This window comes from Sphingomonas sp. DC4900, assembly GCF_049896485.1.
Taxonomy (GTDB): Bacteria; Pseudomonadota; Alphaproteobacteria; order Sphingomonadales; family Sphingomonadaceae; genus Sphingomonas; species Sphingomonas aquatilis.
In genome coordinates, this window is record NZ_JAFCUK010000004.1 from 239,526 (window position 1) to 265,059 (window position 25,534).

The window sequence follows — 25,534 nt, forward strand, 5'->3', positions numbered from 1 at the left end:
CTGATCCGCATTCCCCGCGGGCGCGCTCGCCGCAACAGCATCACCGACAACACCACACATCAGGCGCAGGCGCAGGTCTGCGCCTGATGTTTTGTGCGTGTCCCTCGTCACTTGGGCGCCGGATGGACGGTGTCGCAAATCTGCGTGGTGCGCGACGCGCTTGTCCCGGCGGTGTGGGCGGCGAGCCCTCATCCTGCGCTCGACGATGACGGGGGAGCCATCATGGCGGAGATGAGCATGCGCAGCGGTGACGCCGATCCGGGCTTCGCGACAGCGGCGTTTTTCGGCGGTGCGTTGCGCGATGCGGATCCCGAAGTCGATGCGGCCATCAATGCCGAACTCGGGCGGCAGCGCGACAAGCTGGAACTGATCGCGTCGGAGAATATCGTCTCCACCGCCGTGCTCCAGGCGCAGGGCTCGGTCCTGACCAACAAATATGCGGAAGGCTATCCGGGCCGCCGCTATTATGGCGGCTGCGAGCATGTCGACGTCACCGAGCAGCTCGCGATTGATCGTGCGTGCCGGCTGTTCGGCGCCAAGTTCGCCAACGTTCAGCCGCACTCGGGCGCGCAGGCCAATATGGCGGTGCAGTTCGCGCTGATGAAGCCCGGCGAGACGCTGATGGGCATGAGCCTCGCGCATGGCGGGCACTTGACCCACGGCGCGGCGCCGACCTTTTCGGGCAAGTGGCTGAACGCCATCCCCTATGGCGTGCGCGAGGAGGATCAGCGGATCGATTATGACGCGGTCGCCGAGCTGGCGCGCGACTATCACCCGAAGCTGATCATCGCAGGCGGATCGGCCTATCCCCGCCAGATCGACTTCGCGCGGTTCCGCGAGATCGCGGATTCGGTCGACGCGCTGCTGATGGTCGACATGGCGCATTTTGCCGGGCTGGTCGCGGGCGGCGTGCATCCCAATCCGCTCGACCATGCGCATGTCGTCACCACGACGACGCACAAGACGCTGCGGGGGCCGCGCGGCGGCATGATCCTGACCAATGACGAGGCGCTGGCCAAGAAGTTCAACTCGGCCATCTTCCCGGGCATCCAGGGCGGGCCGCTGGAACATGTCATCGCCGCCAAGGCCGTCGCGTTCGGTGAGGCGCTGCGCCCATCCTTCAAGGACTATGCGCGCCGCGTGGTCGAGAATGCCCAGGCGCTGGCTGCGGTGCTGTCCGCCAACGGCTATTCGATCGTCTCGGGCGGCACCGACACGCACATCGTCCTCGTCGACCTGCGCCCCAAGGGGCTGACCGGCAAGCGCGCCGAACAGGTCCTCGATGAGGCCGGCATCACCTGCAACAAGAACGGCATCCCGTTCGATCCGGAGAAACCCGCCGTGACATCCGGTATTCGCCTGGGGAGCGGCGCCCTGACCAGCCGCGGGTTCGACGTCGCCGCCATCCAGCAGGTGGGGCGCCTCATCAACCGCATTCTCGACGCCGCGTCGGAAGGGGAGGTGCCGCAGGCACTGATCGACGCAGTACGGGGCGACGTGATCGCCCTGTGCGATCGCTATCCGATCTACGACACGGCGCGCGGCTGATGCAGCGCTTCTCCGCATTCTCGCTGTTCCGGCAGGGACTTGGCGGGCACAAGGGGTGGAAGCCCCAGTGGCGCAATGCTGCGCCCAAACCCTCCTATGACGCGATCATCGTCGGCGGCGGCGGGCACGGGCTGGGCGCGGCCTATTATCTCGCCAGCCAGTTCGGGATGCGCAACGTCGCGGTGGTGGAGAAGGGCTGGATCGGCGGCGGCAATACCGGCCGCAACACGACGATCATCCGCTCCAACTATCTCTTCGACGAGAGCGCCGCGCTCTACGACCATGCGCTGAAGATGTGGGAGGGGTTGAGTCAGGAGCTCAACTACAACGTCATGTTCTCGCAGCGCGGCGTGATGATGCTGGCGCACAACATCCATGACGTGCAGGTGTTCAAACGCCACGTCCACGCCAACCGGATCAACGGCGTCGACAACGAATGGCTGACGCCCGAAGAGGCCAAGGAATTCTGCCCGCCGCTCAATATCGAACCCAACATGCGCTATCCGGTGCTGGGGGCGGCGTTGCAGCGGCGCGGCGGCACGGCGCGGCACGACGCGGTCGCCTGGGGCTATGCCCGCGCCGCCGACGCACTGGGCGTCGACATCATCGAGAATTGCGAAGTCACGGGCATCCGCCGCGATGCGAGCGGAGCGGTATCGGGCGTGGAGACGACGCGCGGCTTCATCGCCTCGAAGCGGATCGGCGTCTCGGCAGCGGGGCATACCAGTGTCGTCCTCGGCATGGCGGGCGTCCGCCTGCCGCTGGAAAGCTACCCGCTCCAGGCGTTGGTGTCGGAGCCGGTGAAGCCGATCTTCCCCTGCGTCGTCATGTCGAACACCATCCACGCCTATATGAGCCAGTCGGACAAGGGCGAGCTGGTGATCGGCGCGGGCACCGACGCCTATACCAGCTATACCCAGCGCGGCGGCCTGCACATCGCGACCCACACGCTGGAGGCGATCTGCGAGCTGTTCCCGCAGTTCCGCCGGATGCGGATGCTGCGCAGCTGGGGCGGCATCGTCGACGTGACGCCCGATCGCTCGCCGATCATCGCCAAGACGCCGGTGCAGGGCCTGTACGTCAACTGCGGCTGGGGCACCGGCGGGTTCAAGGCGACGCCCGGCGCGGCGCATCTGCTCGCCCACACGATCGCCAACGACGCGCCGCATGCCATCAACGCGCCCTATACGATCGAGCGCTTCCGCGACGGCTATATGATCGACGAGGCGGCCGCCGCCGCCGTCGCCCACTGAGAGGCGCACCGATGCTGCTCATCACCTGTCCCTATTGCGGCCAGCGGCCCGAGCTGGAGTTCAGCTACGCCGGTGAGGCGCATATCGACCGCCCCGTGCGCCCGGCCGATCTGAATGACGAGGATTGGACGACGTATCTCTACACGCGCTCCAACCCGAAGGGCGCGCATGCCGAACGGTGGCGGCACCTGCACGGGTGCGGGCGCTTCTTCAACGCCATCCGCGACACGCGCAGCGACGTTTTCCTGGCGACGTACAAGGTCGGCGAACAGGCCCCGGAGGTGGAGTGCGCATGAAGACCGCCGATCACCGGATCGCGCGCGGCACCGTGATCCGCGACACGACGATCCACTTCACCTTCGACGGCAAACGCTATGCGGGGCGGGAGGGGGATACGCTCGCCTCCGCGTTGCTCGCGAACGGCGTGCATCTGGTCGGCCGATCGTTCAAATATCACCGTCCGCGCGGCGTTCTGGGCGCGGGCGCGGACGAGCCCAACGCGCTGGTCGGCATCCGGCGCGACCGCTCGCGCTACGCGCCCAATCTGCTGGCGACGCAGGTCGAGCTGTATGACGGGCTCGATGCGGTCAGCCAGAACCGGCACCCCAGCCTGGAAAACGACCGCATGGCGGTCAACGACAAGCTGCTCAGCCGCTTCATCCCGGCGGGCTTCTACTACAAGACGTTCATGTGGCCGAAAGAGGCGTGGGACCGGCTGTACGAGCCGCGCATCCGCGAGGCGGCGGGGCTGGGCGTCGCACCGTCGGATCCCGACCCCGATCATTATACGCAGCGCTACGCCCATTGCGACGTCCTGGTGATCGGCGGCGGCCCCGCCGGCATCGTCGCGGCGCGTGAGGCGGCGGAGACCGGCGCGCGGGTGATCCTGTGCGACGATCGCGCGCGGCTCGGCGGATCGCTGCTGGCGGCGGTCGATACCGACATCGCGGGGCAGCCGGCGGCCGCTTGGTTGGACGACGCACTGGCGGCACTCGCCGCGCTGCCCAACGTCACATTGCTGCCCCGCACGATCGCCTTCGGCTATTATCCGCACAATTGGATCGGCCTGACCGAAAAGCTGACCGATCACCTCGCGGCGCCGGCGCACGGCCGCCCGCGCGAGCGGTTGTGGCAAGTGCGGGCGGCGCAGGTGGTGCTCGCGACCGGTGCGATCGAACGCCCGCTGGTGTTCCCCGACAACGACCGGCCCGGCATCATGCTGGCGGATGCGGCACGTATCTATCTGCAGCAATATGGCGTCGCGGTGGGGCGGACGATCGTCATCGTCGGCGCCCATGACAATGCCTATCGCGTCGCGCAGGAGATGGCGGCGGCGGGCGTCACGGTCGCGGCGGTCGCCGATATCCGCCCGCGCTCCGCCGTGTCGGAGGCGGCACGGCTGGCGGGCCTGCCGGTCGTCACCGACGCGAAGATCGACGGGACGACCGGCGGGCTGCGCGTCGCGTCGATCACCATCACCGCCGATGGGGCGACGCGCCGTTATCCTTGCGATGCTGTGCTGATGGCGGGCGGCTTCACCCCCAGCGTCCACCTCTTCTCGCAGTCGCGCGGCAAGCTCGCCTGGGATGAGGCGCTCCAGGCCTATCTGCCATCCGTCTCCGCCGAGGCGGAGCGATCGGCGGGCGCGTGCCGCGGCCGCTTCGCGCTGGCGGAAGCGATCGCCGACGGGATCGACGCGGGGCGTGACGCAGCGTCGGCCGCGGGCTTCACCCCGTCCGCACCGGCTGCGGTGCCCGCCGTGTCCGTCCGCCACGCCCAGGGCGTGGGCGGCTATATGGGCGCCGCGCCGACGACGAGCGACCTGACGAAGGCCAAGGCGTTCGTCGACTGGCAGAATGACGTGACCGCCAAGGACATCATGCTCGCCACGCGCGAGGGGTTCCTGTCGATCGAGCATGTCAAACGCTACACCACCACCGGCATGGCGACCGACCAGGGCAAGCTGTCCAACATCAACGCGCTGGGCATCGTGTCGGAGGCGACGGGGCGGTCGATCCCCGAGATCGGGCTGACGACCTTCCGCTCGCCCTATACGCCGGTGACCTTCGGCACGCTGGCGGGCCATGCGCGCGGCGATCTGTTCGATCCGGCGCGCATCACCGCGATCAACGACTGGGCCAAGGAACACGGCGCCGCGTTCGAGGATGTCGGCAACTGGCGCCGCGCGCATTACTTCCCGCGCGGGGCTGAGGACATGCACGCGGCGGTCAACCGCGAATGCGTCGCCGTCCGGCAGGGCGTCGGCATCTTCGATGCCTCGACGCTCGGCAAGATCGAGGTGGTCGGCCCGAACGCGGCCGAGTTCATGAACCGCTTCTTCGTCAACGCCTGGACCAAGCTCGGCGTCGGCAAATGCCGCTACGGCGTGCTGCTGCGCGAGGACGGGTTCGTGATGGACGACGGCGTGGTCGGGCGGCTGACGGCGGATCGCTTCCACGTCACCACCACGACGGGCGGCGCGGCGCGCGTGCTGAACATGATGGAGGACTATCTCCAGACCGAATGGCCCGACCTCAACGTCTGGCTCACTTCCACCACCGAACAATGGTCGGTCATCGCCGTGCAGGGCCCCCGCGCCCGTGAGGTGATCGCGCCGCTGATCGAGGGGCTGGACGTCTCGGCCGAGGCCTTCCCGCACATGAGCATCGCCGACGCGCGCATCTGCGGCGTGCCGATGCGGCTGATGCGGGTCAGCTTCACGGGCGAACTGGGTTTCGAGGTGAACGTGCCGAGCGGTTACGGCCGCATGGTGTGGGAGGCGATCTGGGCGCGGGGCAAGGCGTTCGACATGGTGCCCTATGGCACAGAGACGATGCACGTTTTGCGCGCCGAAAAGGGCTATATCATCGTCGGCCAGGAAACCGATGGCACGGTCACCCCCAACGACGTCGGCCTTTCCTGGGCGATCGGCAAGGCCAAGCCCGATTTCGTCGGCAAGCGCTCGCTCGCGCGCCCGGCGATGTCCGCGCCCGATCGCAAACAGCTGGTCGGCCTCAAGACGGTCGATGGTCGCACGGTGCTGGAGGAAGGCGCACAGATCGTCACGCCGTCCGCCGCCACGACACCGATCGGCCATGTCACCTCGGCCTATTACAGCGGGGCGGTGAACGCGCCGATCGCGCTAGCGCTGGTGCGCGGCGGTCGTGCGCGGCTCGGCGAAACGCTGCACATCCCGATGCCGGCAGGGCCGATCGCGGTGCAAGTCGTCTCGCCCATCTTCTACGATCCGGAAGGCACCCGCATCGATGTCTGACCTGTCTCCCGCCACGCCCTTCTCAGGCAGCACCGCGTCGATCCGCCCGCTGGGACATGCCGGGCGCGCCGTCTTGCGGTGCCCGGCAACGATGATCGACACGGTCGCAGAGCGCCTGGGCGTCGCACTGCCGATCGAGGCCTGCCGCTCGGCCGAGGCTGCCGGGCTGTCCGCGCTGTGGCTCGGGCCGGACGAATGGTTGCTGCTGGCGCCGGACGCACCGGACGATTGGGTGGCCTCGTTGCAGGCGCGGCTGGGCGATGCCCTGTGTTCGCTCGTCGACGTCAGCCACCGCCAGGTTGCGCTGGAAGTAATAGACGGCGCCGTCGATGCGGAAACGCTGCTGGCGAGCGGCTGCGCGCTGGACCTGTCGCTCCGCGGCTTCCCCGTCGGCATGTGTACCCGGACGATGTACGACAAGGCGGAGATCGTCCTGTGGCGCCGCGCGCCCGACCGCTTCCACATCGAGGTGTGGCGCTCGTTCGCCCGCTATGTCGAAGGGCTGCTGCGGATCGCCGAGGCTGAGGCGTAAGCGATGCTCGGCGTACGGGACCTGTTTCGGATCGGCATCGGGCCGTCGTCGTCGCACACCGTCGGGCCGATGCGGGCCGCCCACGCGTTCGCCAGCACCTTGCGGGGTTCGACCTTCGCCCGCATCCGCTGCGACCTGCTGGGCTCGCTCGCCTGGACGGGGACGGGCCATGCGACCGACACGGCGGTCGTGCTGGGCCTGGCGGGCTTCCTGCCGGACACGATCGAGCCGGAGCAGATCGACCGGGTGGTGGAGCAGGCGCGTACCGATCGCAGCCTGGTCGTGGCGGGTCGCGCCATCGCCTTCGATCCCGAAACCGACATCGTGTTCGACCGCGACAGCGAGACGCCTGTCCATCCCAATACGTTGCGCTTCACCGCGTTCGATGCCGACGGGGCGGTGGTGGTCAGCGAACGCTGGTGCTCGATCGGCGGCGGCTTCATCGTTCCCGAGGATCGGGTCGGCGACGCGACGCTGGAAGAGGACGAGGCGCCGCCGCCATTCCCCTTCCGGCGCGCCGAGGAACTCCTCGCCATCTGCCGCTGCCATGGTCTCAGCATTGCAGAGGTGATGCGTGCGAACGAATTGTCGCGCACCTCGGCGGCGGAGCTCGACGCCTATCTCGATCGCATCATCGACGTGATGATGACCTGTATCGACAGGGGGATGCAGACCGATGGCATCCTGCCCGGTCGGCTGAAGGTGCCGCGCCGCGCCCGCCCGCTGCGGCAGAAGCTGGACGGCGATCGCTTTCGCAACCGTCAGGCGCCGCACAGCATCATGGACCATGTCAGCCTGTTCGCGATTGCGGTGAACGAGGAGAATGCGGCGGGGGGCCGTATCGTCACCGCCCCGACGAACGGTGCGGCCGGCGTCGTGCCGGCGGTGCTGCGCTATTATCGCGACTTCTGGCCCGGTGCCGATCGTGCCGGGATGCACGACATGCTCCTCACCGCCAGCGCGATCGGCGTGCTGACCAAGCTCAATGCCTCGATCTCGGGCGCGGAAGTGGGCTGCCAGGGCGAGGTGGGGACGGCGAGCGCGATGGCCGCCGCGGGGCTCGCCGCGGTGATGGGCGCGACCGATCTGCAGGTGGAAAATGCCGCCGAGATCGCGATGGAGCATCATCTGGGCATGACCTGCGATCCGATCGCGGGGCTCGTCCAGGTGCCCTGTATCGAACGCAACGCCTTCGGCGCCGTCAAGGCGATCAACGCCGCCTCGCTCGCGCTGCGCGGCGACGGCCAGCATATCGTCTCGCTCGATCAGGTCATCGAAACGATGATGCGCACCGGCACCGACATGCACGCCAAATACAAGGAAACGTCGCAGGGCGGCCTTGCCGTGAATTTCCCCGAATGCTGAATGGTGGATCATGACCGAAGACGAATTATACGCCGAATTCGCCAAAGCCGGCATCGCCACCGAGACGATTGAACATCCCCCCGTCTACACCGTCGACCAAAGCACCGCGATCCATGACGCGCTACCGGCGGCGCATACCAAGAATTTGTTCCTGAAGGACAAACACAAGCAGCTGTGGCTGATCGTCCTGCCAAGCGATCGGCGTGCCGATTTGAAGGCCTTTGCGGAGCTGCTCGGGGCGGGCAAATTCTCGTTCGGCAAGGCGGACGAGATGGAGCAGGTGCTCGGCGTCTCGCCCGGTTCGGTGACGCCGCTGGCGATCGCGAATACGACGCCCGGCGAGGTATCGCTGGTGTTCGACGCTGCTTTCGCCGGGGCCGACCGGATCGCGGTGCATCCGTTGCGGAACACCGCCACCGTCGCGCTGCCCTTCGCCGCTCTCGTGACGTGGCTCGAAGCGCGCGGACACGCTGTGCGCACCGTGGCGCTCCCTTGATCGGTCGAGCGCGGTGATGCGGATGCGATCGACGACGCTGGCGCCATATCGCGCGGATCACGATAAACGTCCGCATCGCGGATAGGGGACGCTGAAAGCCGATCATGTCCACCAAGCTGTCGCCCGGCTTCGACCTCAATTCGGTGGAGGTCTTCATCCTCACCGCCGAACTCGGGGGGATGACGCAAAGCGCGCGGCACCTGGGCATGACGCAGTCCGCCGTGTCCCAGACCATTTCGAAGCTGGAGCAGGCGCTCGGTGCCCGCCTGTTCGATCGTACGATGCGCCCGGTGGCGCTGACGCCGGCGGGCAAGCTGCTCCGCCGGGACGGCGGTGAGCTGATCGCCGCGGCGAAGCTGCTGGCGCGTGAGGTGCGCGACGAAACCGCCCGGCCGGCCGATTGCATCACGATCGCAATGGCCGAAAGCCTCGCCAATCACCTGACCGCGCCGCTGCTGAAGGCGGTCGGTCCGCGCGCGCTGCGCTGGCAGATGCGATCGGGTATCTCGCTCATGCAGCAGCGCGAGTTCCTGTCGCGAAGTATCGATCTGCTCATCACCGGGTCGAGCCAGCTCGAAAATTTGGAGGAGGTTGAACACTTCCCGATCATGGACGAGGCCTTCGTCATCATCGCGCCGGCTGAATACGTGGGCCCGCTGGAGCCGATCGAGACGCTGACGGATCTCCCGCTCGTGCGCTATTCGCTGCTGTCGGCGATGGGGCAGCGGATTGAGAGGCAGTTGTCGCGGATGCGGATGCAAATGCCCAACGTGATCGAGGTGGATTCGACGTTTCAGCAGGTGTCCAGCGTCGCTGCGGGCGTTGGATGGAGCATTACCACGCCGTTATGCCTGGCGAGCCAGCTGGAGCTGCTGCCGGGACTGCGCGTGGCGCCGATGCGGCGGGCGAGCTTCCGCCGCCGCATTCAATTGGTCGCGCGCAGGGGCGAGTTCGGCGGCCTGCCGCAGGAGATTGCGACGCGGTCGACCGCGCTGCTGCAAGCCGGCAAGCTGGCGCAGCTGATCGACAAAGAGCCCTGGATCGCCGATTGCGTGAGCTGGGGCGAATAGCCTAGCCGGCGGCGGCCCGGGGCAGCGCCGCGGTCGTCGCGGCCGCTGCCGTCTGGCGCGCGCCCGCCAGCGACGCCCGCGCTTCCAGCGGCGAACGGCCGAAGCGGCGCCGGAACATGCGGCTCATGTGCGAGGAATCGCAGAAGCCGCATTCGACCGCGATCGCCGTGATCGACTTGTCGGTGGTTTCCAGCATATGCTGCGCCAGCGACAGCCGAACGTCCATGAACGCGACCTGCGGCGAGACGCCGAGCGCGGTCTTGAACCGGCGTTCGAGCTGCCGTTTGCTCTTGCCCATTCGTTCGGCGATGCCCGCGACCGACAAGGGCATGTCGATGCTCTGCTGCGTGATCAGCAACGCGCGCAGCACGATCGGATCGTCGGTGCGATAGTTGAGCATCGCGCCCGGCTGCGCCTTTTCGCTGCCCAGCGCCTCGTCGATGATCATGATGTGCAGGCTCTTGCTCGCCTGCGCGCGGCCGACGTGGCGGTCGACCAGATAGGCGGCGAGATGCGCGGAACTGGCGCCGCCCGAACAGGTCAGCCGATCGCGATCGACGATGAAGATGCGGTCGGACACCGGATCGAGCCCGTCGAACTGTTCCAGAAAGTCGCGATGATGGAACCAGCTGACGCAGCATTTATACCCGTCGAGCAGGCCCGCGCTGTGGAGCAGGAAGGCACCGGTACAGACGCCCACCAGCGGTATCCCCAGCGCCGCCGCCCGGCGCAGATAGGCGGTATATTCGCTGCCGAACCCATCGATTTCGTCGATCAGCCCGCCAACCACGACGATATAGTCGAAGCGGGCGGGGTCGCCGAGGTGTTCATCGGGCTGGATGGCGATCCCGGAGCTCGACGGGATCGGCGACGAACTGTCGGATATCACCTTCCAATCGCAGGCGATGTGCCGGCTGCGATCGCCTTCGTCCGCGGCAAGGCGCAGCACGTCGACGAAATTGGCGAAGGCGCAGAGCGTGAAGCGTCGGGCGAGGATGAAACCCACCGACAAACGCAGGCCCGCCGCCCGACGGCGCAAGGACGCGTCCAATACCGATTGCGCCATGCTCCAACCCGCCCCCAGTTCGAGAGATCTTGCATCCCATGTCGTAGAGTTTGTGGTGGTCTGACGCAATTATCCTTTCCCGCCCCGCAGAGCTTGTCGCAAACCTACTGAGGTTCAAGGCTAATCTTGCATATCTGCGCTGATCGGCGCGGCGGGGGGGCGGCAATATGAAAGTCTTGGTGCCGGTCAAACGGGTGGTCGACCATAACGTCAAGATTCGCGTCAAAGGCGACGGATCGGGCGTCGACCTCGCCAACGTGAAGATGTCGATCAATCCGTTCGACGAAATCGCGTTGGAAGAAGCGGTTCGCCTGAAGGAGGCCGGGGTCGCGAGCGAGATCCTGGTCGTCTCGATCGGCCCGGCCCCGGCGCAGGACGTCTTGCGCACCGCCTTGGCCGTGGGCGCGGACCGCGCCATCCTGATCCGCGCGGACGCAATGCCCGAACCGCTCGCGGTGGCGAAGCTGCTGAAGGCGGTGGTGGACGACGAGCAGCCCGGCCTGGTCCTGCTCGGCAAGCAGGCGATCGACGACGATGCCAACCAGACCGGGCAGATGCTGTCGGCGCTGCTCGGCTGGTCGCAGGCGACGTTCGCATCGCACATCGCGGTCGCGGAGGGGCGGGCGACGGTGACGCGCGAGGTCGATGGCGGGCTGCAGGTGATCGATGTCGCGCTGCCCGCGGTCGTCTCGGTCGATCTGCGCCTCAACGAGCCACGCTATGCGACGCTGCCCAACATCATGAAAGCGAAGAAAAAGCCGCTCGAGGAGCGCGCGCTGGCGGACTTCGGGATCGACGTCGCGCCGCGCCTGGCGATCCTGTCGACCGAAGAGCCGGCCATGCGCGGACCGGGTGTCCGCGTCGCCTCGGTCGCCGAGCTGGCCGACACGCTGAAGGCCCAAGCCTGTGTCCTGTGACCGCGATCGGGAGAGCCCGGAAATGACCGTCCTGCTGCTTGCCGAACATGACAATGTCGCCCTGTCCGAATTGACCGCACGGGCACTGACCGCCGCATCGCGCATGGGCGAGGCGGTCGATATCCTCGTCGCGGGGCGGGGTGCGGATGGCGTTGCGGCAGCGGCGGCGCGGCTGCCCGGCGTGCGCCGCGTCCTGCTGGCCGACGCACCCGCCTTCGAGCATCGGCTGGCCGAACCGACCGCCGCGCTGATCGTGGCGCTGGCCAAGGACTATGGCGCGATCGTCGCACCGGCGACCAGCACCGGCAAGAACGTGCTGCCGCGCGTCGCGGCGCTGCTCGACGTGATGCAACTGTCCGAAGTGGTCGAGGTCGTCGCGCCCGACACGTTCAAGCGGCCGATCTACGCCGGCAATGCGATCCAGACGGTGCGATCGCGTGACGCCGTCAAGGTGGTCACCGTCCGCACGGCGGCCTTTGCGCCCACCGCAGCGGGCGATGGCACCGCCGACGTCGTCATGATCGGCGATGGCGGCAATGCCGGCGATCCCGGCCTGTCGCGCTTCGTCGAGAACCGGTTCGCGGCGAGCGACCGGCCCGATCTGGGCGCGGCGCGGATCGTCGTGTCGGGCGGCCGGGCGCTCGGTTCGGCGGCGCAGTTCCAGGCGACGATCCTGCCGCTCGCCGACAAACTGGGCGCGGCGGTCGGCGCGTCGCGCGCCGCGGTCGATGCCGGCTATGCGCCCAACGACTGGCAGGTCGGCCAGACGGGCAAGGTCGTCGCCCCCGAACTCTACATCGCCTGCGGGATATCCGGCGCGATCCAGCATCTTGCCGGGATGAAGGACGCCAAAGTGATCGTCGCGATCAACAAGGATGCGGACGCGCCGATCTTCCAGGTCGCCGATTACGGCCTGGTCGGCGACCTGTTCGACGTCCTGCCCGAACTCGAACGCCAGCTCTGAGCCATCGAAAGGCCGTCCATGACCGAGAAAACCTATGTCGTACGGCTGGGCTGTAAGGACCAGCCCGGTATCGTCGCCACCGTGACCACCGTCCTGGCGCATATGGGCGGCAATATCCTGGAATCGAACCAGTTCTGGGATCGGCAGGCGGACCATTTCTTCCTGCGGATCGCGATCACCGTTCCCGCCTGGGTGACGCGCGATGCGATAGAGGAGGCGCTGCGCCCCGCCACCGCCCGCTTCGCGCTCGACCTGACGGTCGTCGACGTCGCCGAACGCCCGAAGATCATCATCATGGTCTCGAAGTTCGACCATGCGATGCACCACCTGCTCTACCAAATCAAAGTGCGCTGGCTGAACGCCGAGGTCGTCGCGATCGTCTCCAATCACGACGGCGCGCGCGCCGCGGCTCAGATCGAGGGCGTGCCCTTCCATCACTGGCCGGTCACCAAGGAGAACAAGGCCGAACAGGAGCAGAAGCTGCTCGCGCTGGTCGAGGAAACGGGGGCGGAGCTGGTGGTGCTCGCCCGCTACATGCAGGTGCTGTCGAACGATCTGTCCGAACGCCTGTACGGCCGGGTGATCAACATCCACCATTCGTTCCTGCCGAGCTTCAAGGGCGCCAAGCCCTATCACCAGGCGCACGAGCGTGGCGTGAAGCTGATCGGCGCGACCGCGCATTACGTCACGCCCGACCTCGACGAAGGGCCGATCATCGAACAGGAAACCGAGCGCGTCAGCCATATGATGACGAGCGAGGATTTCGTCGCCGCCGGGCGCGACATCGAATCGCGCGTGCTGGCCCGTGCGGTCAAATACCACCTCGAAGGGCGGGTGATGCTCAACAGCCACCGGACGGTGGTGTTCACGCCCTGAGCGCCGCGTCGACCATGGTCACGCCCCCATCACCGCGCTGCGTCGGCGCGATCCCGTACCGAGAGGAATAGAGAATGGCTGCGCTCCCCGAAAAGGCCCGTGTCGTGATCGTCGGCGTCGGCGGCATCGTCGGCGCATCGGTCGTCCACCATCTGGTCGAGCGGGGCTGGACCGACATCGTCGGCATCGACAAGTCGGGCGTGCCGACCGACATCGGCTCCACCGCGCATGCCTCCGATTTCTGCTACGCGACCAGCCACGATTATCTGACGACGTGGACGACGCTCTACTCGATGAACTTCTTCAAGAAGATGGGGCATTATTCGCGGATCGGCGGCCTGGAGGTCGCGCGCGTCGGCGATGATCAGCGGATGGACGAGATCCGCCGCAAGGTCGCCTCGGGCAAGGCGTTCGGCACGCGCGCGGAATTGGTCGACGCCGCGACGATCAAGGCGAAATTCCCGCTGATCGAGGAAAGCCTGATCCAGGGCGGGCTGTGGGATCCGGATGCAGGGCTGGTCGTGCCGCGGTCGCAGACGGTGGCGGGCAAGCTGATCGACCAGGCGGTGGATGCCGGCGCGCTCACCGTCTTCGCCAACAATCAGGCGGAATCGCTGATCATCGAGGATGGGCGGATCAAGGGCGTCGTGACGACGCGCGGCACGATCATGGCGGATTACGTCGTCGTCTGCACGGGCCTGTGGGGGCGGCTGATCGCGGAAATGGCGGGCGAGGACCTGCCGGTCTTCCCGGTCGACCATCCGCTGACCTTCTTCGGGCCCTATACCGCGTTCGAGGGGACGGGGAAGGACATCGGCTATCCGCTGCTGCGCGATCAGGGCAATTCGGCCTATATGCGCGACACCGGCGACCCCAAGACGACCGAGGGCGGCCAGATCGAATGGGGCTATTACGAGGAGCATGCGCCCCGCCTCGTCCATCCGCGCGATCTGCTGGAAAAGGAATTCGCCCGCCTCTCGCCGTCGCAGCGCGACCTGGAGATGGAGCAGATCATCGCGCCGCTGGAGCGCGCGATGGAGCTGACGCCGATCCTGGGCGAGCTGGGCTATAACGAAAGCCATTCGTTCAACGGGCTGCTGCAAACGACCACCGACGGCGGGCCGTCGATCGGCGAGAGCCAGAAGGTGCGCGGCCTGTGGTATGCGGTTGGCATCTGGGTGAAGGACGGCCCCGGCATGGGCAAGCTGGTCGCCGACTGGATGACCGACGGGCGCACCGCGATCGACCATGCCAGCATCGATTATGCGCGCTTCAACCCGTTCCAGCTCGAGCCGAAGTTCATCGAGGAACGCTGTCTGGAGACGGCGGCCAAGATCTACAATCCGCCGGTCCACCCGCGCGAGCCGTTCGCGGGCGGGCGCGGCATCCGCCGCTCGCCCTTCTGGGAGCGCGAGAAGGAGCTGGGCGGCTATTTCATGGAGCTGGGCGGCTGGGAACGCGCGCACGGCTATGCCGCGAACGAGCATCTGCTGGAGAAATACGCCGATCAGGTGCCGGTGCGCGAGAACGAGTGGGACAATCGCCATTTCTGGCGCGTGTCGAATGCCGAACAGCTGGAGCTGAGCGCCGATTGCGGGCTCATCAACCTGTCGCACTTCCATATCACCGATATCGAAGGGCCGGATCATGTCGCGCTGATGGAATGGCTGTGCGCGGCCAAGGTCGGCGGCGATGCGACGGTGGGGAAGGGCGTCTACACCCATTTCCTGGATGACGAGGGCAATGTGCGCGCGGACTTCACCGTCTTCCGCCTGCCCGACCGCTGCCGGTTGGTGAACGGCGCCGATGCGGGCCCGCGCGACGTCCATTACATGCGCCGCGTGGCGCAGGATCGCGGGCTCGACGTCACCGTCACCGACGTGACCGAGAAGTACGTGACCGTCGGCATCTGGGGCCCGAACGCGCGCGTCAATTTGCAGAAGGTCGTCGAGGACCCCGACGCGCTGTCGCTGGAGAATTTCCCTTTCGCGGCGATCCGCACCGTCCGCATCGCGGGCAAGGACGTGATGGCCTTCCGCATCTCCTATGTCGGTGAGCAGGGCTGGGAACTGCACATGGCCTATGAGGACGGGCTGGCGGTATGGGACGCGCTGCGCTCCACCGGCGTCATCGCGGTGGGGATCGAGACCTATGCCAATTCGCGCCGCATGGAGAAGAGCCTGCGCTTGCAGAATGCCGACCTGCTGACGCATTACAATTTGCTGGAGGCCGATCTGGCCCGCCCGAAGGCCAAGGAGGCTGATTTCCGGGGCAAGGCCAAACATCTGGAACACCGCGCTCGCGCGCATCAGCCGGCCAAGCTCTGCACGCTGGTGATGACCGACAATGTCGATAGCCAGGGCGTGAAGCGCTATCCGGTTGGCATCCTGCCGGTGATCGATCCCGAGACGGGCGAGGTGCCGGTGGATGAGCTGGGGCGGCGGTCCTATACCACCTCCATCGCCTACGGCCCCTCTATCGGCAAGAATATCGCGCTGGCCTATCTGCCCTGGGCGCTCTGTCAGGAAGGGCGCATGCTGGAGGTCGAATATTTCGGCGAGCGTTATCCGGTCGAGGTCGCGTCGGTGGGCTATCGCCCGCTGTACGACCCCGACAATCGCAAGCCGAAGAGCTGATGGTCCGGCGCCGGTGGCCAGCGTGCGATACGTCATCCGTCTGGAAAATTGTGCCTTCTTCGCCCGGCACGGCGTGTTCGACGAGGAGGAGCGGCTGGGTCAGCGTTTCCATGTCGATGCGCAGGTGCAGGTCGATGCCGCACTCGGCGATGATGGCTGCGGCATCGTCGGCACGGTCGATTACGGTGCGCTCTTCGCCGAGATCGAGCGGCTGGTGCGCGGGCGAGGGCACCTGCTGATCGAATCGCTCGCGCTGGAGATTGCGCGGGGGCTGTGCGACCGCTTTCCCGCCGTCGCGGGCGCGGTCATCCGGTTGCGCAAGCCGTGCGTGCCGATCGATGGCATCCTGGACCATGTCGAGGTGGAGGTCGCGTGGCCACCCGCGGATACGATCACTGCCGCCGATGCCACGGTGTCGCGATCGCAGGGCGCGGGCGACGCACCTGTCCTATTTTCGGCAGACCGCGTCTGAATATCGTGGCGACCATTAGGAATTATCGCGTTGCTCATAAGGCTGGCGGCGCAAGAATGGCGTGGGTCCCGCTGCGCCGACGTGCGGCGGGGTCGGGGATTGCGTGGGGAAGGATGGCATGATGGACGCCCGTAGCGAGATGCTGGATCTGATCCGCCACCGGAAGCAGGGCTATTCGCTGCCCCAGCCCTTTTACGTCGACCAGCAATTCTTCGATCTGGACCTGGACCTGATCTGGTATCGGGACTGGCTGTTCGCCGGGCATGATTGCGAGCTGACCAAGGCCGGCAGCTATTTCACGCTACAGGTCGGCGCCTATCCCATCGTCGTGGTGCGGGATCGCGACGGCACGCTGCGCGCCTTTCACAACAGCTGCCGGCATCGCGGCAGCCGGGTGTGCAAGGCCGAACGCGGCGTCGCGCCTAAGCTGGTCTGCCCGTACCACCAATGGACGTACAATCTCGACGGCTCGCTCGCCTTCGCCCGCCAGATGGGGGAGGGGTTCGACCGCACGCAGCATGGCCTGAAGCCTGTCGCCTGCGAGAGCGTTGCGGGCTATATCTTCATCTGCCTCGCCGATCGACCGCCCGCCTTCGCGCCCTTCGGCGACCTGATGCGCCCCTATTTCGCGCCCCATAATCTGGCCGACGCCAAGATCGCGTTCCAGTCGACGATCGTCGAAAAGGGCAATTGGAAACTCGTCTGGGAAAACAACCGCGAATGCTATCATTGCGCGGGCAGCCATCCCGAATTGTGCAAGACCTATTCGGAATCGCCCAACGTCACCGGCGTGGCCGGCGGCGAGGAAGACCCGGAGATGGCGGAGCATTGGGCGCGGTGCGAGGCCGCCGGCCTGCCCGCGCAGTTCCGCATGCACGACAGCGGGCAATTCCGCGCGATCCGCGCGCCGCTGCTGCGCGAGGCCGAAAGCTATACGATGACCGGCAAGCGGGCGGTCGCGCGCGGCCTGTCGGAGAGCGTCACGGCCGACCGTATCGGTGCGCTGATGCTGTTCAACTATCCGACGACGTGGAACCACGTGCTCGTCGATCATGCCGTCACCTTCCGCGTGATGCCGATCGGCCCGAACGAGACCGCGGTGACGACCAAGTGGCTGGTCCACAAGGATGCGGTCGAGGGGGTCGATTATGATCTCGATACGCTGACGCACGTCTGGACGCAGACCAACGATCAGGATCGCCGCATCGTCGAGGAAAATGCGGTCGGCATCCGATCGCCCGCCTATGAGCCCGGCCCTTATTCGCCGCTGCACGAAGGCGGGGTGATCCAGTTCGTCGACTGGTATACGCGCGCGATCGAGGCGCGGTTGGACGACACGGGTCAGGACCGCGTGCGGCGGGTCGCGTGATCGCACGCCGACGGAGCGGTCGATGACGGCTGGGCGGTATCTGCACCTCGACGAGATGTCGCCGTGGAGCGACCGGCTGCATCATCTGGAAGTCATCGGCATCGCCGACGAGGCACCGGGGGTGAAGACCTTCACCTTCCGCTCCGATCCCGACCGCTGGTTCCGGTATCGTCCCGGCCAGTTCGTGACGCTGGAATTGCCCGCGGACGGTGGCCCGCTGTTGCGCACCTATACGCTGTCGTCCTCGCCGTCGCGCCCCTTTTCGATCGCGGTGACGGTGAAGGCGCAGGCGGACAGCGTCGGCACGCGCTGGATGTTCCAGCATCTGCGGATCGGCGCGCGCATCCGCGCTTATGGTCCGGCGGGGCAGTTCACGCATGTCGCGCATCCCGCCGCGCGCTATCTGTTCATGTCGGCGGGATCGGGCATCACCCCGATGATGTCGATGCTGCGCTGGATGGCCGATTGCGCGCCCGACAGCGACGTTGCGTTCGTCACGGTCGCGCGGCGGCCGGAGGATCTCATCTTCCGCCGCGAGCTGGAATTGCTCGACCGGCAGATGCCGAACCTGTCGCTTGCGATGCTGGTGCGCGACACGCCGCCGGGCGAGACGTGGAGCGGGCATCGCGGCCGGCTGGATGCGGCGCGGCTGGCGATGCTGGTGCCCGACCTCCTCGCGCGTGAGGTGTTCTGCTGCGGCCCGGATGCCTTCATGGCGCTCGCCGGTGACATCATGCGCAACGCCGGGCTCGACATGGCCCGGTATCATCAGGAGAGTTTCGGCGAGACGCCGGCACATGCGCCGAGCGAGCAGGTGGTGCCCGTGCCCTGTGCATCGGGCGAGGCGGTGTCGATCACCTTCACCGCATCGGGCGTCACCGCGCCGTGCCAGCCGGGGCAAACGGTGCTCGAGGTCGCGCGTCAGGCCGGCGTCCGTATTCCCGCGGCGTGCGAATCCGGTCTGTGCGGGACGTGCAAGATCCTGAAGCAGCACGGCAGCGTCGAAATCGCGCACAATGGCGGCATTCTGGATGAAGAGATCGAGGAGGGATATATCCTAGCCTGCTGCTCCCACCCGCATCACGATCTGCACGTCGACGCCTGAGTGGGGGCGTCGCGCCCCGCGTGACCCTATCGTTCGGCTGATGGCGATGAGGGCTGGCGCCTGAGCGGCGCGGGCCCGTTCAGTCGACGATCGCGATCAGCGCCATCAGTGCAAAACCGCACCAGGGCGCCACTTGTCGCGCGATACCCAGCGCCTGTGCCGTCGTGCGATGGCGCTGCATGCCGAAGTGCAGGAACGTGCCGGCTCCCAGCGCGAGGATCGTCGGTTTGACGAGCGGCCAAGCCTGCTCCTGCCGCGTGGCCACCGCGCCCAGCACGACGCCGAGCGGCAGGGCGACGACGAACGCGCTCTGCACGATCATCGCCCTGCGGCGGGACAGCGAGCTGTCGGTCAGGATCTGCGCCAAGGAGAAGGACGCCGCGCCCTTGTGCGCAATGAGCGCGAGAAACAGCACGAGAATGGCGGCCTGACGCGAGGTGGCACCCAAGGCCGCTCCAGCAAGGAAACTGTGGGCGGCGAGGGCGATGGCCGCGGCGAGTGCGGGGGCAGCGGACCGGCCGCTCCCCCACGCCAGACGTTCGAGCAGGGCGAGGCCCATGATCGTCGCGCCGCAAATGAAGAACGGCCAGGGATAGCTGGCGCCATAGGTCCAATAGCCCTGCGCGGAATCGGGCAGCATGTGGATCAGGCCCGCACCCAGGAAGATGCCGGCGGCGAGCGCATCCGCGGTGGCGGCGACGGCGGACCGGCGCGACGACGGGGTCGTGCGAAAAACCGGAGCGGCTGCGGCCATCGCGACGACGACCAATATTGCGGTGAGAAGACCAAGAAGAAGGTCCCGGTGCATGGTGCTGCTGCTCCCGTTCGATCCTGTCAGCGGGGCGGTCGTGGGGCGCCCGTCCTGCCTCGGTTCAGCGTATTGAGGCTGCGTCTTCGATTGTGCGCGCGACGCGGCCGCATGCGGTCCGTCACAACGCTGTGTGTCGATCCGCTTCCGTGATGCGGATCGACGGGGGTGCGTGACCCCTAAGGCGGGGTAGGGGGCTTAGCCTGTCATGGCACGACGTCATCGTCCCGCGCTGGGGCATCGGCATGCGCCGCAGACCATTGCCGTCGAGCCATTGTCGATCGCGCGTGTCCGTCGGTCGCGTAAGGGCAACAGGTGCTGGAGAGGTGGCATTCGTTATCGGTCCCATATCTGCCCAAGAGTATGCGATGGTATAACGTCGCTCGCAATCGGCATTTCGAGGACGGAAGCTCGATACCGCTTGTGCTAGGGTTCCCCGATCTAGGAGATGCCGGGGATACTCCGCGATTGGTACGCTGTCGCCTGCGTGTGCGGCGGCTCAGCCTCTGGGGCGGATCCGCGTGCGAGACGTTATTCCCGGCACGTGGCGTCGACCGCACAGCGCGTGGATTGGAGAGTCAAGGTGATTGCAAGCCCGCGCGAAACGGCGCTTATGCTGCTCGCATCCCGGGCGGCGGACGCGACCGTGTGCCCGAGCGAGGTGGCGCGCGCGATCGCACCCGAGGGCTGGCGCGCGGCGATGCCGTCGGTCCATGCAGCCGTCGATGCGCTGGTCGAAGAGCGCCGCGTTCAGCTGAGCTGGAAGGGGAAGACGCTCGCCAAACGTAGCGGTCCCTATCGGATCGGCCGCGTCGTCGTGCCCTGACGGGCGATCTGCGACCGTCGCCGGAGCGCCGACGGTCGCAATCCCGGCCCGATCAGTCCGCGGCCGTTCCTGCCGGGGCGGGCCGGGCGGCCTGCTTCGGCTTGACGTAACGATCGAGCCAGTCGGTCATCTGCCACAGCGTCTCTTCGGTCGATTCCAGCGCGCGATAGCCATGCGGCTCGTTCGGCAGGACGACATAGCGGACGGTCGCGCCATTGCCCTTCAGCGCGGCGTACATCCGTTCCGACTGAATCGGGAAAGTGCCGCTATTGTCGTCGGCACCGCCGTGGATCAGCAGGATCGGCGCCTTGATCCTGTTCGCATAGGTGAACGGGCTCATCTCGGTATAGGTGGGCGTCGCCTGCCAATAGGTGCGCTGTTCCGCCTGGAAGCCGAACGGGGTCAGCGTGCGGTTGTACGCACCCGACCGGGCGATGCCGGCGCGGAACAGATCGGTGTGCGCAAGCAGGTTGGCGGTCATGAACGCGCCATAGCTGTGGCCGCCCACCGCCATGCGGTTACGGTCGCTCACGCCGAGCTTCACCACTGCATCGACGGCGGCCTCGGCATCCTCGCGGAGCTGTTTGACATAGGTGTCGTTCGCCTCTGCGCCGCCTTCGCCGATGATCGGCATCGCGGGATTGTCGAGGATCGCATAGCCTTGCGTCAGCAGGAACAGATGGCTGATGCCGCGCGGGCGCACGAATCGATTGCCCTGGTCGACCGTCTGCCCGGCGACCTTGGCGTCGGTATATTCTGCCGGATAGGCCCAGAGCAACGTCGGCAACGGCCCGTCACGCTTGGCGTCATAGCCGGCCGGCAGATACAGCGTCCCCGACAGCGGCACGCCGTCGGCGCGGGCATAAGTGATCGTCTTCTGGGTCACGCCCGCGAACACCGGTGCCGGATCGGCGAAGGCGGTGACGGCCTTCGCCTGGCCGCCCTTGACGCTGCGGATCATGTAATTGGGTGCGAGCTTGGCGCTTTCCCGTCGGGTCAGGATCCGCTGCCCGTTATCGTCGAGCAGCGCCACGACGTTTTCGTAATAGGGCGCCTTGGCCGTCCACAGCCGGGTCTGTGCGCCGCCGGCGAGGGGCATGGTCGCAAGAAAGGGGAAGGCGCCTGCCTTGGTCGCGCCGTCGCCGCGCACATAGACGGCGTCATGGCGAGGCGTGAAGCGCATCACCCGCTTGCCCGCGGCATTGTCCTCCAGGATCGGATCGCCGGGGTCGCCATATTGATCCTGGTAATTGCGGGTGAGCAGCATCCGGCTCTCTCCCGGACGCGACGGAGCGACGGCCTGACGATGTTCGGTGCGCGACCGCCATTCGCGGTCGATCACCATCGCAAAGCCGTCGTCGCCCCATAACGTGGTCGCATAGCGCGCGGGCGTCTTGGCCAGCTCGACCGGCGCGGCGTCGAAGGGCGCGGCCTGCATCATCACCTTGTCGTGAAAGGCGATCTTCACGCGCGGGTTGCCGCCATCGAGCGCTTCGGCCCAGACCAGCGTCGCGGGCGCATCGGCACGCCATTCCGCGTCGCGCGGGCCTTTGACGGTCGCGTCGAAGTCGACGGGCAAGTCGTCGGCGAGCGGGCGATCGACGAGCGTCTTCACCGGCTTGCCGTCGATCGTCGATACCGCGATCTCGGTGGGGAAGAAGCGCGCGGGCAGCAGATAGGAATAGGGCCGCTTCAGCCGCTCGGTCAGCAGATAGCGACCGTCGGGCGACACGCTGAAATCGGTGATCAGCCCCGGCGTTCCGATCGGCTGCGCGGTTCCGTCCAGCGCGACGCGGGTCAGCTGACCAGTGAAATAATGGTCGAACAGCGCCTCGTCATGCGCGTCGCCGAGCAGATCCTCATAGGTGCGCGCGGCCGAGGTGCGGCCGTTGCTTTCCTGTACCACCGGGCCGGTCGGCGTGGTCGTCGCGACCGGGGCAGGCCCGCGCCCGGCGGGGACGGTATAGGCGATCAGGGCTTTGCTGTCGGGCGTCCAGACGAACGGCGTGCCGAAGCTGCCGTTCAATTCCTTGGCGACGACGCGTGCGCTACCGTCGCGCTCCGCGATCCAGAGCGACAGGCCATCGGGCTCTTGCGCGTAGAAGGCGACGTGGCGGCCGTCGGGCGACCAGTCCGGCGCGGCGAACCGCAGCCCGGCCGGCAGGCGTGCTGCCACCGTTCGGCCGCTCGCGATATCCTTGAAGCTCAGCGCGTTCAGCCACTGCACGCGAACCTCGGCCTGACCGTTGGTAGCGGGGTCGATGCGATAGCCGCCCAGCCGCAGGATCGGCTTGGAAAGATTGGCGATCGACGGCAGGTTCTCGCGCCCGAAGATGGCGAGCGTGTTGTGATCGGGGCTGACGGCCACCGCGGGGGTGGGGGACGCCTCCAGCGCCTTGGCGATGGCGTCCGGTGCGCGGTGATAGGTGGTGCCGGCCGGCTGGGCATGGACCGTGGTGGCGAGCAGCAGAGCGATCAGACAGGCACCGGCGCGCATTCGTAACCCCTTATGTGACGGTCCGTTCATGTGCCACGGGGCCATCGCGCCTGCCAGCGATTTTGGGATCGGGCGCGTGCGGCGGCGGCGCGGGTGGGGTTTTCGCTATGAGATCCGAGGCAAGGTCGGAACCGAGCGAACGCGGCGTCGGTGACGTGCAGAGTGGACGGTGGCGTGATCGCACGACACGGGCGTCCACCATATGCCGGACGTGCGCTCCCACGGCCGGCGGCGCCGCGTAGATACCCCGGACGCTTGACGGCTGGAAAGCTTCGGCAAAATATAGAAACCCGCGCAGGGGGATGGAAACACTTGGGCTCGAACCAAGGACCGGCCGATTAAGGGTTTGGCTAAGTGTCTGAGAACGCGGCGTGGGAAACCTGGTCAGGGCATTTCCCATCCAGGCGCCAGGATCGATGGAGACAGGTTTTATCAATTAGGTAAAGTGCGATATGATGAGCGATAGAAGGGGCGGTATCGATCATGCGTTGCAATTGGCAGCAAGACGATTGGCCCAATTTCGTGTGGGATGCGGCGGCGCTCCGGCGGCGGAAGACGTCTTTCTGCACGGCAGCGGGGTCATCGTCGGCATCCTCCATCATGTCGATGCCGAGGAGCGTCAGGCCCTCGCGATCGAACTAATGTCTCAGGAGGTCGTCGATAGCTCGGCGATCGAGGGCGAGATATTGGATCGGGCGAGCGTGCAGTCGTCGCTCGCTAAGCAACTCGGCCTCGCGACCGATCGCCGTAAGGCCAACGCAGCCGAGGCCGGCGCGGCCGAACTGATGGCCGTTCTCTATCGCGGATATCACGAGCCGCTCAGCGACAACCTGCTGTTCGGTGGGCACATGATGCTGATGAACGGGCGGCGTGATCTGACGGATATCGGCCGCTACCGAACCCACGCGGACCTGATGCAGATCGTGTCCGGGCCTCTGCATGCGCCCCGCGTGCATTTTGAAGCGCCGCCGTCCGCCAGCGTGCCGGCTGAAATGGCGCGGTTCATTGGTTGGTTCAACGAGACCGCTCCTGACGGAGCATCGCCCCTGCCGGGAATCACGCGCGCCGGTATCGCGCATCTGTGGTTCGAAACCATTCACCCGTTCGAGGACGGCAACGGCCGTTTGGGACGGGCAATCGCGGAGAAGGCGCTGGCGCAAAGCCTGAAGGCTCCAACGTTCACGGCTCTTGCGGAGACGATCCACCGGCATCGTAAGGACTATTACGCCGCGCTTCATCGGGCGAGCCAGGACAACCGCATCGACGACTGGCTGCGGTGGTTCGCGGATATCGTGACCGCTGCGCAGGCACGAACCACGGCCCGCGCGCGTTTCCTCATCGAAAAGACGAGGATGCTGGATCGGCTTCGTGATCGCCTCAATCCACGGCAGGAGAAGGCGCTGTTGTGCATGTTCGCCGAGGGTGTGGACGGATTCGCCGGCGGCCTCAGCGCGCACAACTATCGGACGATCACGGGTGCCGCTCCGGCCACAGCAACCCGCGATCTTGCGGCGCTGGTCGAGATGGGTGCGCTCGTTCGATCGGGCGACCTTCGGTATGCGCGCTACCGTCTCGCTTTTCCGAACTGAAGTTCGGAAGCATCACGTAATGACGTGAGGTCCCAGATCGGGAGCCAGTAAAACGGCGGCAGGTGCCTGCATTCGATGCGGTCTTCGGTCCGAACCAACCCCCCGTTCATCATAGACGATGATGCAGATCGCGTCAGGCTGAACATTTCCAAATCACCGTGTTCGCCCGGCGACGGCTTCGTAATGGAATCAATGGAGGCGAAGGCGATGAAGCCCGCGCGCTGGTTTGCCGATCACGGCATCGCCGCCTTCGTCCTGAATACCACCTCGATCCGACGCCCGCGCCGATGGACGCGTTCAAGCAGGCGGCGCTGGCGCTTCGCCGCCGCCGCGGAGGCGGGCGCGAAAGGGGGCGCGGACATTCCCGCGCCCGTGCCGGCGCTCGCCGATGCACAGGCGGCGATGCGGCCGGTGCGCGCCTGCGCCGCGCGATGGGGCGTCGACCCCAAACGCGTCGCCTATGTGGGCTTTTCGGCAGGTGCGATCATGGGCGTCGATCTGGTAAGACTGCGGCACCGGGCACGATGCCGGACCTGTTCGCCGCCATCTATCCGTCGATGACGCCGACGCCCGCCGCGCCGCCGCTGTTCGTCGCCGTGGCGAGTGATGATGAGCTGTTCGCTAAGCAGGGCTACGGTCTGCCCGACAGCTGGCACCGCGCCAGGCGGCCGGTCGAGCTCCACGTCTACGAACATGGCGGCCACGGCTTCGGTTTCGACGGCAAGCCGGGCACGACCAGCTCTGGCTGGGCGGAGGCGCTGCTCGGCTGGCTCGGCCCGCACGGCTGGCTGACGACATGACACGAGCGGTTCGAAAAGGCTGCCGCGGGAGGATGACCATCTGACGAGGAGACGGGACGATGCGTTCGGCG

At 66.8% G+C, this 25,534-nt stretch carries 22 protein-coding genes; 19 read left to right on the forward strand and 3 right to left on the reverse strand.

The features are described 5' to 3' along the window. The first annotated feature begins 237 nt into the window (after positions 1 to 237). The 8 genes from glyA to ACP690_RS07625 all read left to right on the forward strand — a co-directional run bounded on the left by glyA (position 238) and on the right by ACP690_RS07625 (position 9,538). A complete protein-coding gene (gene glyA, locus ACP690_RS07590; RefSeq protein WP_426260708.1) occupies positions 238 to 1,548 on the forward strand; it encodes a serine hydroxymethyltransferase in 1,311 nt (436 codons plus the stop codon). Next, positions 1,548 to 2,801, forward strand: coding sequence for a sarcosine oxidase subunit beta family protein (locus ACP690_RS07595; RefSeq protein WP_241891294.1), 1,254 nt, complete (start codon positions 1,548 to 1,550; stop codon positions 2,799 to 2,801). Before glyA ends, ACP690_RS07595 begins: the two co-directional genes overlap by 1 nt. Before the next feature lie 11 nt (positions 2,802 to 2,812). Continuing rightward, positions 2,813 to 3,097: a sarcosine oxidase subunit delta gene (locus ACP690_RS07600; RefSeq protein ID WP_277286722.1), complete on the forward strand. Its 285-nt coding sequence runs from the start codon at positions 2,813 to 2,815 to the stop codon at positions 3,095 to 3,097. Further along, a complete protein-coding gene (locus ACP690_RS07605; protein ID WP_426260675.1) occupies positions 3,094 to 6,075 on the forward strand; it encodes a sarcosine oxidase subunit alpha family protein in 2,982 nt (993 codons plus the stop codon). The genes ACP690_RS07600 and ACP690_RS07605 overlap by 4 nt, the downstream gene beginning before the upstream one ends. Continuing rightward, a complete protein-coding gene (locus ACP690_RS07610; protein WP_426260676.1) occupies positions 6,068 to 6,607 on the forward strand; it encodes a sarcosine oxidase subunit gamma in 540 nt (179 codons plus the stop codon). Before ACP690_RS07605 ends, ACP690_RS07610 begins: the two co-directional genes overlap by 8 nt. 3 nt (positions 6,608 to 6,610) lie before the next feature. Continuing rightward, complete coding sequence (locus tag ACP690_RS07615; RefSeq protein WP_426260677.1) at positions 6,611 to 7,972, forward strand: L-serine ammonia-lyase; 1,362 nt, start codon at positions 6,611 to 6,613, stop codon at positions 7,970 to 7,972. Between the two features lie 10 nt (positions 7,973 to 7,982). Then, on the forward strand, positions 7,983 to 8,468 hold the full coding sequence (locus tag ACP690_RS07620; RefSeq protein WP_426256003.1) for a prolyl-tRNA synthetase associated domain-containing protein: 486 nt from the start codon (positions 7,983 to 7,985) through the stop codon (positions 8,466 to 8,468). 104 nt (positions 8,469 to 8,572) lie between these two features. Further along, complete coding sequence (locus tag ACP690_RS07625; RefSeq protein ID WP_426260678.1) at positions 8,573 to 9,538, forward strand: LysR family transcriptional regulator; 966 nt, start codon at positions 8,573 to 8,575, stop codon at positions 9,536 to 9,538. A gap of 1 nt (position 9,539) precedes the next feature. On the opposite strand, the gene ACP690_RS07630 is transcribed toward ACP690_RS07625, so the two are convergent. Next, entirely contained in the window at positions 9,540 to 10,577 is a 1,038-nt protein-coding gene (locus tag ACP690_RS07630) for a GlxA family transcriptional regulator (protein WP_426260679.1), read from the reverse strand. A gap of 194 nt (positions 10,578 to 10,771) precedes the next feature. Between ACP690_RS07630 and ACP690_RS07635 the strand changes: the two genes are divergently transcribed. The 7 genes from ACP690_RS07635 (at position 10,772) to ACP690_RS07665 (ending at position 18,943) form a co-directional block, all read left to right on the forward strand. Continuing rightward, positions 10,772 to 11,521, forward strand: coding sequence for an electron transfer flavoprotein subunit beta/FixA family protein (locus tag ACP690_RS07635; protein ID WP_426260680.1), 750 nt, complete (start codon positions 10,772 to 10,774; stop codon positions 11,519 to 11,521). Between the two features lie 22 nt (positions 11,522 to 11,543). Continuing rightward, complete coding sequence (locus tag ACP690_RS07640; RefSeq protein ID WP_426289620.1) at positions 11,544 to 12,485, forward strand: electron transfer flavoprotein subunit alpha/FixB family protein; 942 nt, start codon at positions 11,544 to 11,546, stop codon at positions 12,483 to 12,485. Positions 12,486 to 12,503: 18 nt separating this feature from the next. Further along, positions 12,504 to 13,361: a formyltetrahydrofolate deformylase gene (gene purU / locus ACP690_RS07645; protein ID WP_426260682.1), complete on the forward strand. Its 858-nt coding sequence runs from the start codon at positions 12,504 to 12,506 to the stop codon at positions 13,359 to 13,361. 74 nt (positions 13,362 to 13,435) lie between these two features. Then, positions 13,436 to 15,997, forward strand: a complete 2,562-nt coding sequence (locus ACP690_RS07650) for a GcvT family protein (RefSeq protein WP_426260683.1) — start codon at positions 13,436 to 13,438, stop codon at positions 15,995 to 15,997. 13 nt (positions 15,998 to 16,010) lie between these two features. Continuing rightward, the gene (gene folB / locus ACP690_RS07655; protein WP_426260684.1) at positions 16,011 to 16,469 is read left to right on the forward strand and encodes a dihydroneopterin aldolase; all 459 of its coding nucleotides are present in this window, start codon (positions 16,011 to 16,013) and stop codon (positions 16,467 to 16,469) included. A gap of 118 nt (positions 16,470 to 16,587) precedes the next feature. Next, complete coding sequence (locus ACP690_RS07660) at positions 16,588 to 17,838, forward strand: aromatic ring-hydroxylating oxygenase subunit alpha (RefSeq protein WP_426260685.1); 1,251 nt, start codon at positions 16,588 to 16,590, stop codon at positions 17,836 to 17,838. 22 nt (positions 17,839 to 17,860) lie between these two features. Continuing rightward, positions 17,861 to 18,943 carry a 2Fe-2S iron-sulfur cluster-binding protein gene (locus ACP690_RS07665; protein ID WP_426260686.1) on the forward strand — a complete coding sequence of 361 codons (1,083 nt, stop codon included), beginning with the start codon at positions 17,861 to 17,863 and terminating at the stop codon, positions 18,941 to 18,943. Between the two features lie 79 nt (positions 18,944 to 19,022). Here ACP690_RS07665 and ACP690_RS07670 read toward each other — a convergent pair whose 3' ends face one another. Beyond that, complete coding sequence (locus ACP690_RS07670; RefSeq protein ID WP_426260687.1) at positions 19,023 to 19,751, reverse strand: ZIP family metal transporter; 729 nt, start codon at positions 19,749 to 19,751, stop codon at positions 19,023 to 19,025. Between the two features lie 583 nt (positions 19,752 to 20,334). Here ACP690_RS07670 and ACP690_RS07675 point away from each other — a divergent pair. Then, complete coding sequence (locus ACP690_RS07675) at positions 20,335 to 20,577, forward strand: DUF3253 domain-containing protein (protein WP_295560250.1); 243 nt, start codon at positions 20,335 to 20,337, stop codon at positions 20,575 to 20,577. Positions 20,578 to 20,629: 52 nt separating this feature from the next. On the opposite strand, the gene ACP690_RS07680 is transcribed toward ACP690_RS07675, so the two are convergent. Next, positions 20,630 to 23,074, reverse strand: coding sequence for a S9 family peptidase (locus tag ACP690_RS07680; RefSeq protein WP_426260688.1), 2,445 nt, complete (start codon positions 23,072 to 23,074; stop codon positions 20,630 to 20,632). 452 nt (positions 23,075 to 23,526) lie between these two features. Between ACP690_RS07680 and ACP690_RS07685 the strand changes: the two genes are divergently transcribed. From ACP690_RS07685 to ACP690_RS07695, 3 genes are all read left to right on the forward strand, one after another. Further along, positions 23,527 to 24,663 (forward strand): Fic family protein, encoded by a 1,137-nt coding sequence (locus ACP690_RS07685; protein ID WP_426260689.1) that lies wholly within the window; start codon positions 23,527 to 23,529, stop codon positions 24,661 to 24,663. 207 nt (positions 24,664 to 24,870) lie between these two features. Beyond that, positions 24,871 to 25,224, forward strand: a complete 354-nt coding sequence (locus tag ACP690_RS07690) for a hypothetical protein (protein ID WP_426260690.1) — start codon at positions 24,871 to 24,873, stop codon at positions 25,222 to 25,224. Further along, positions 25,188 to 25,463, forward strand: coding sequence for a hypothetical protein (locus ACP690_RS07695; protein WP_426260691.1), 276 nt, complete (start codon positions 25,188 to 25,190; stop codon positions 25,461 to 25,463). Before ACP690_RS07690 ends, ACP690_RS07695 begins: the two co-directional genes overlap by 37 nt. The last annotated feature ends 71 nt before the right edge of the window (positions 25,464 to 25,534 follow it).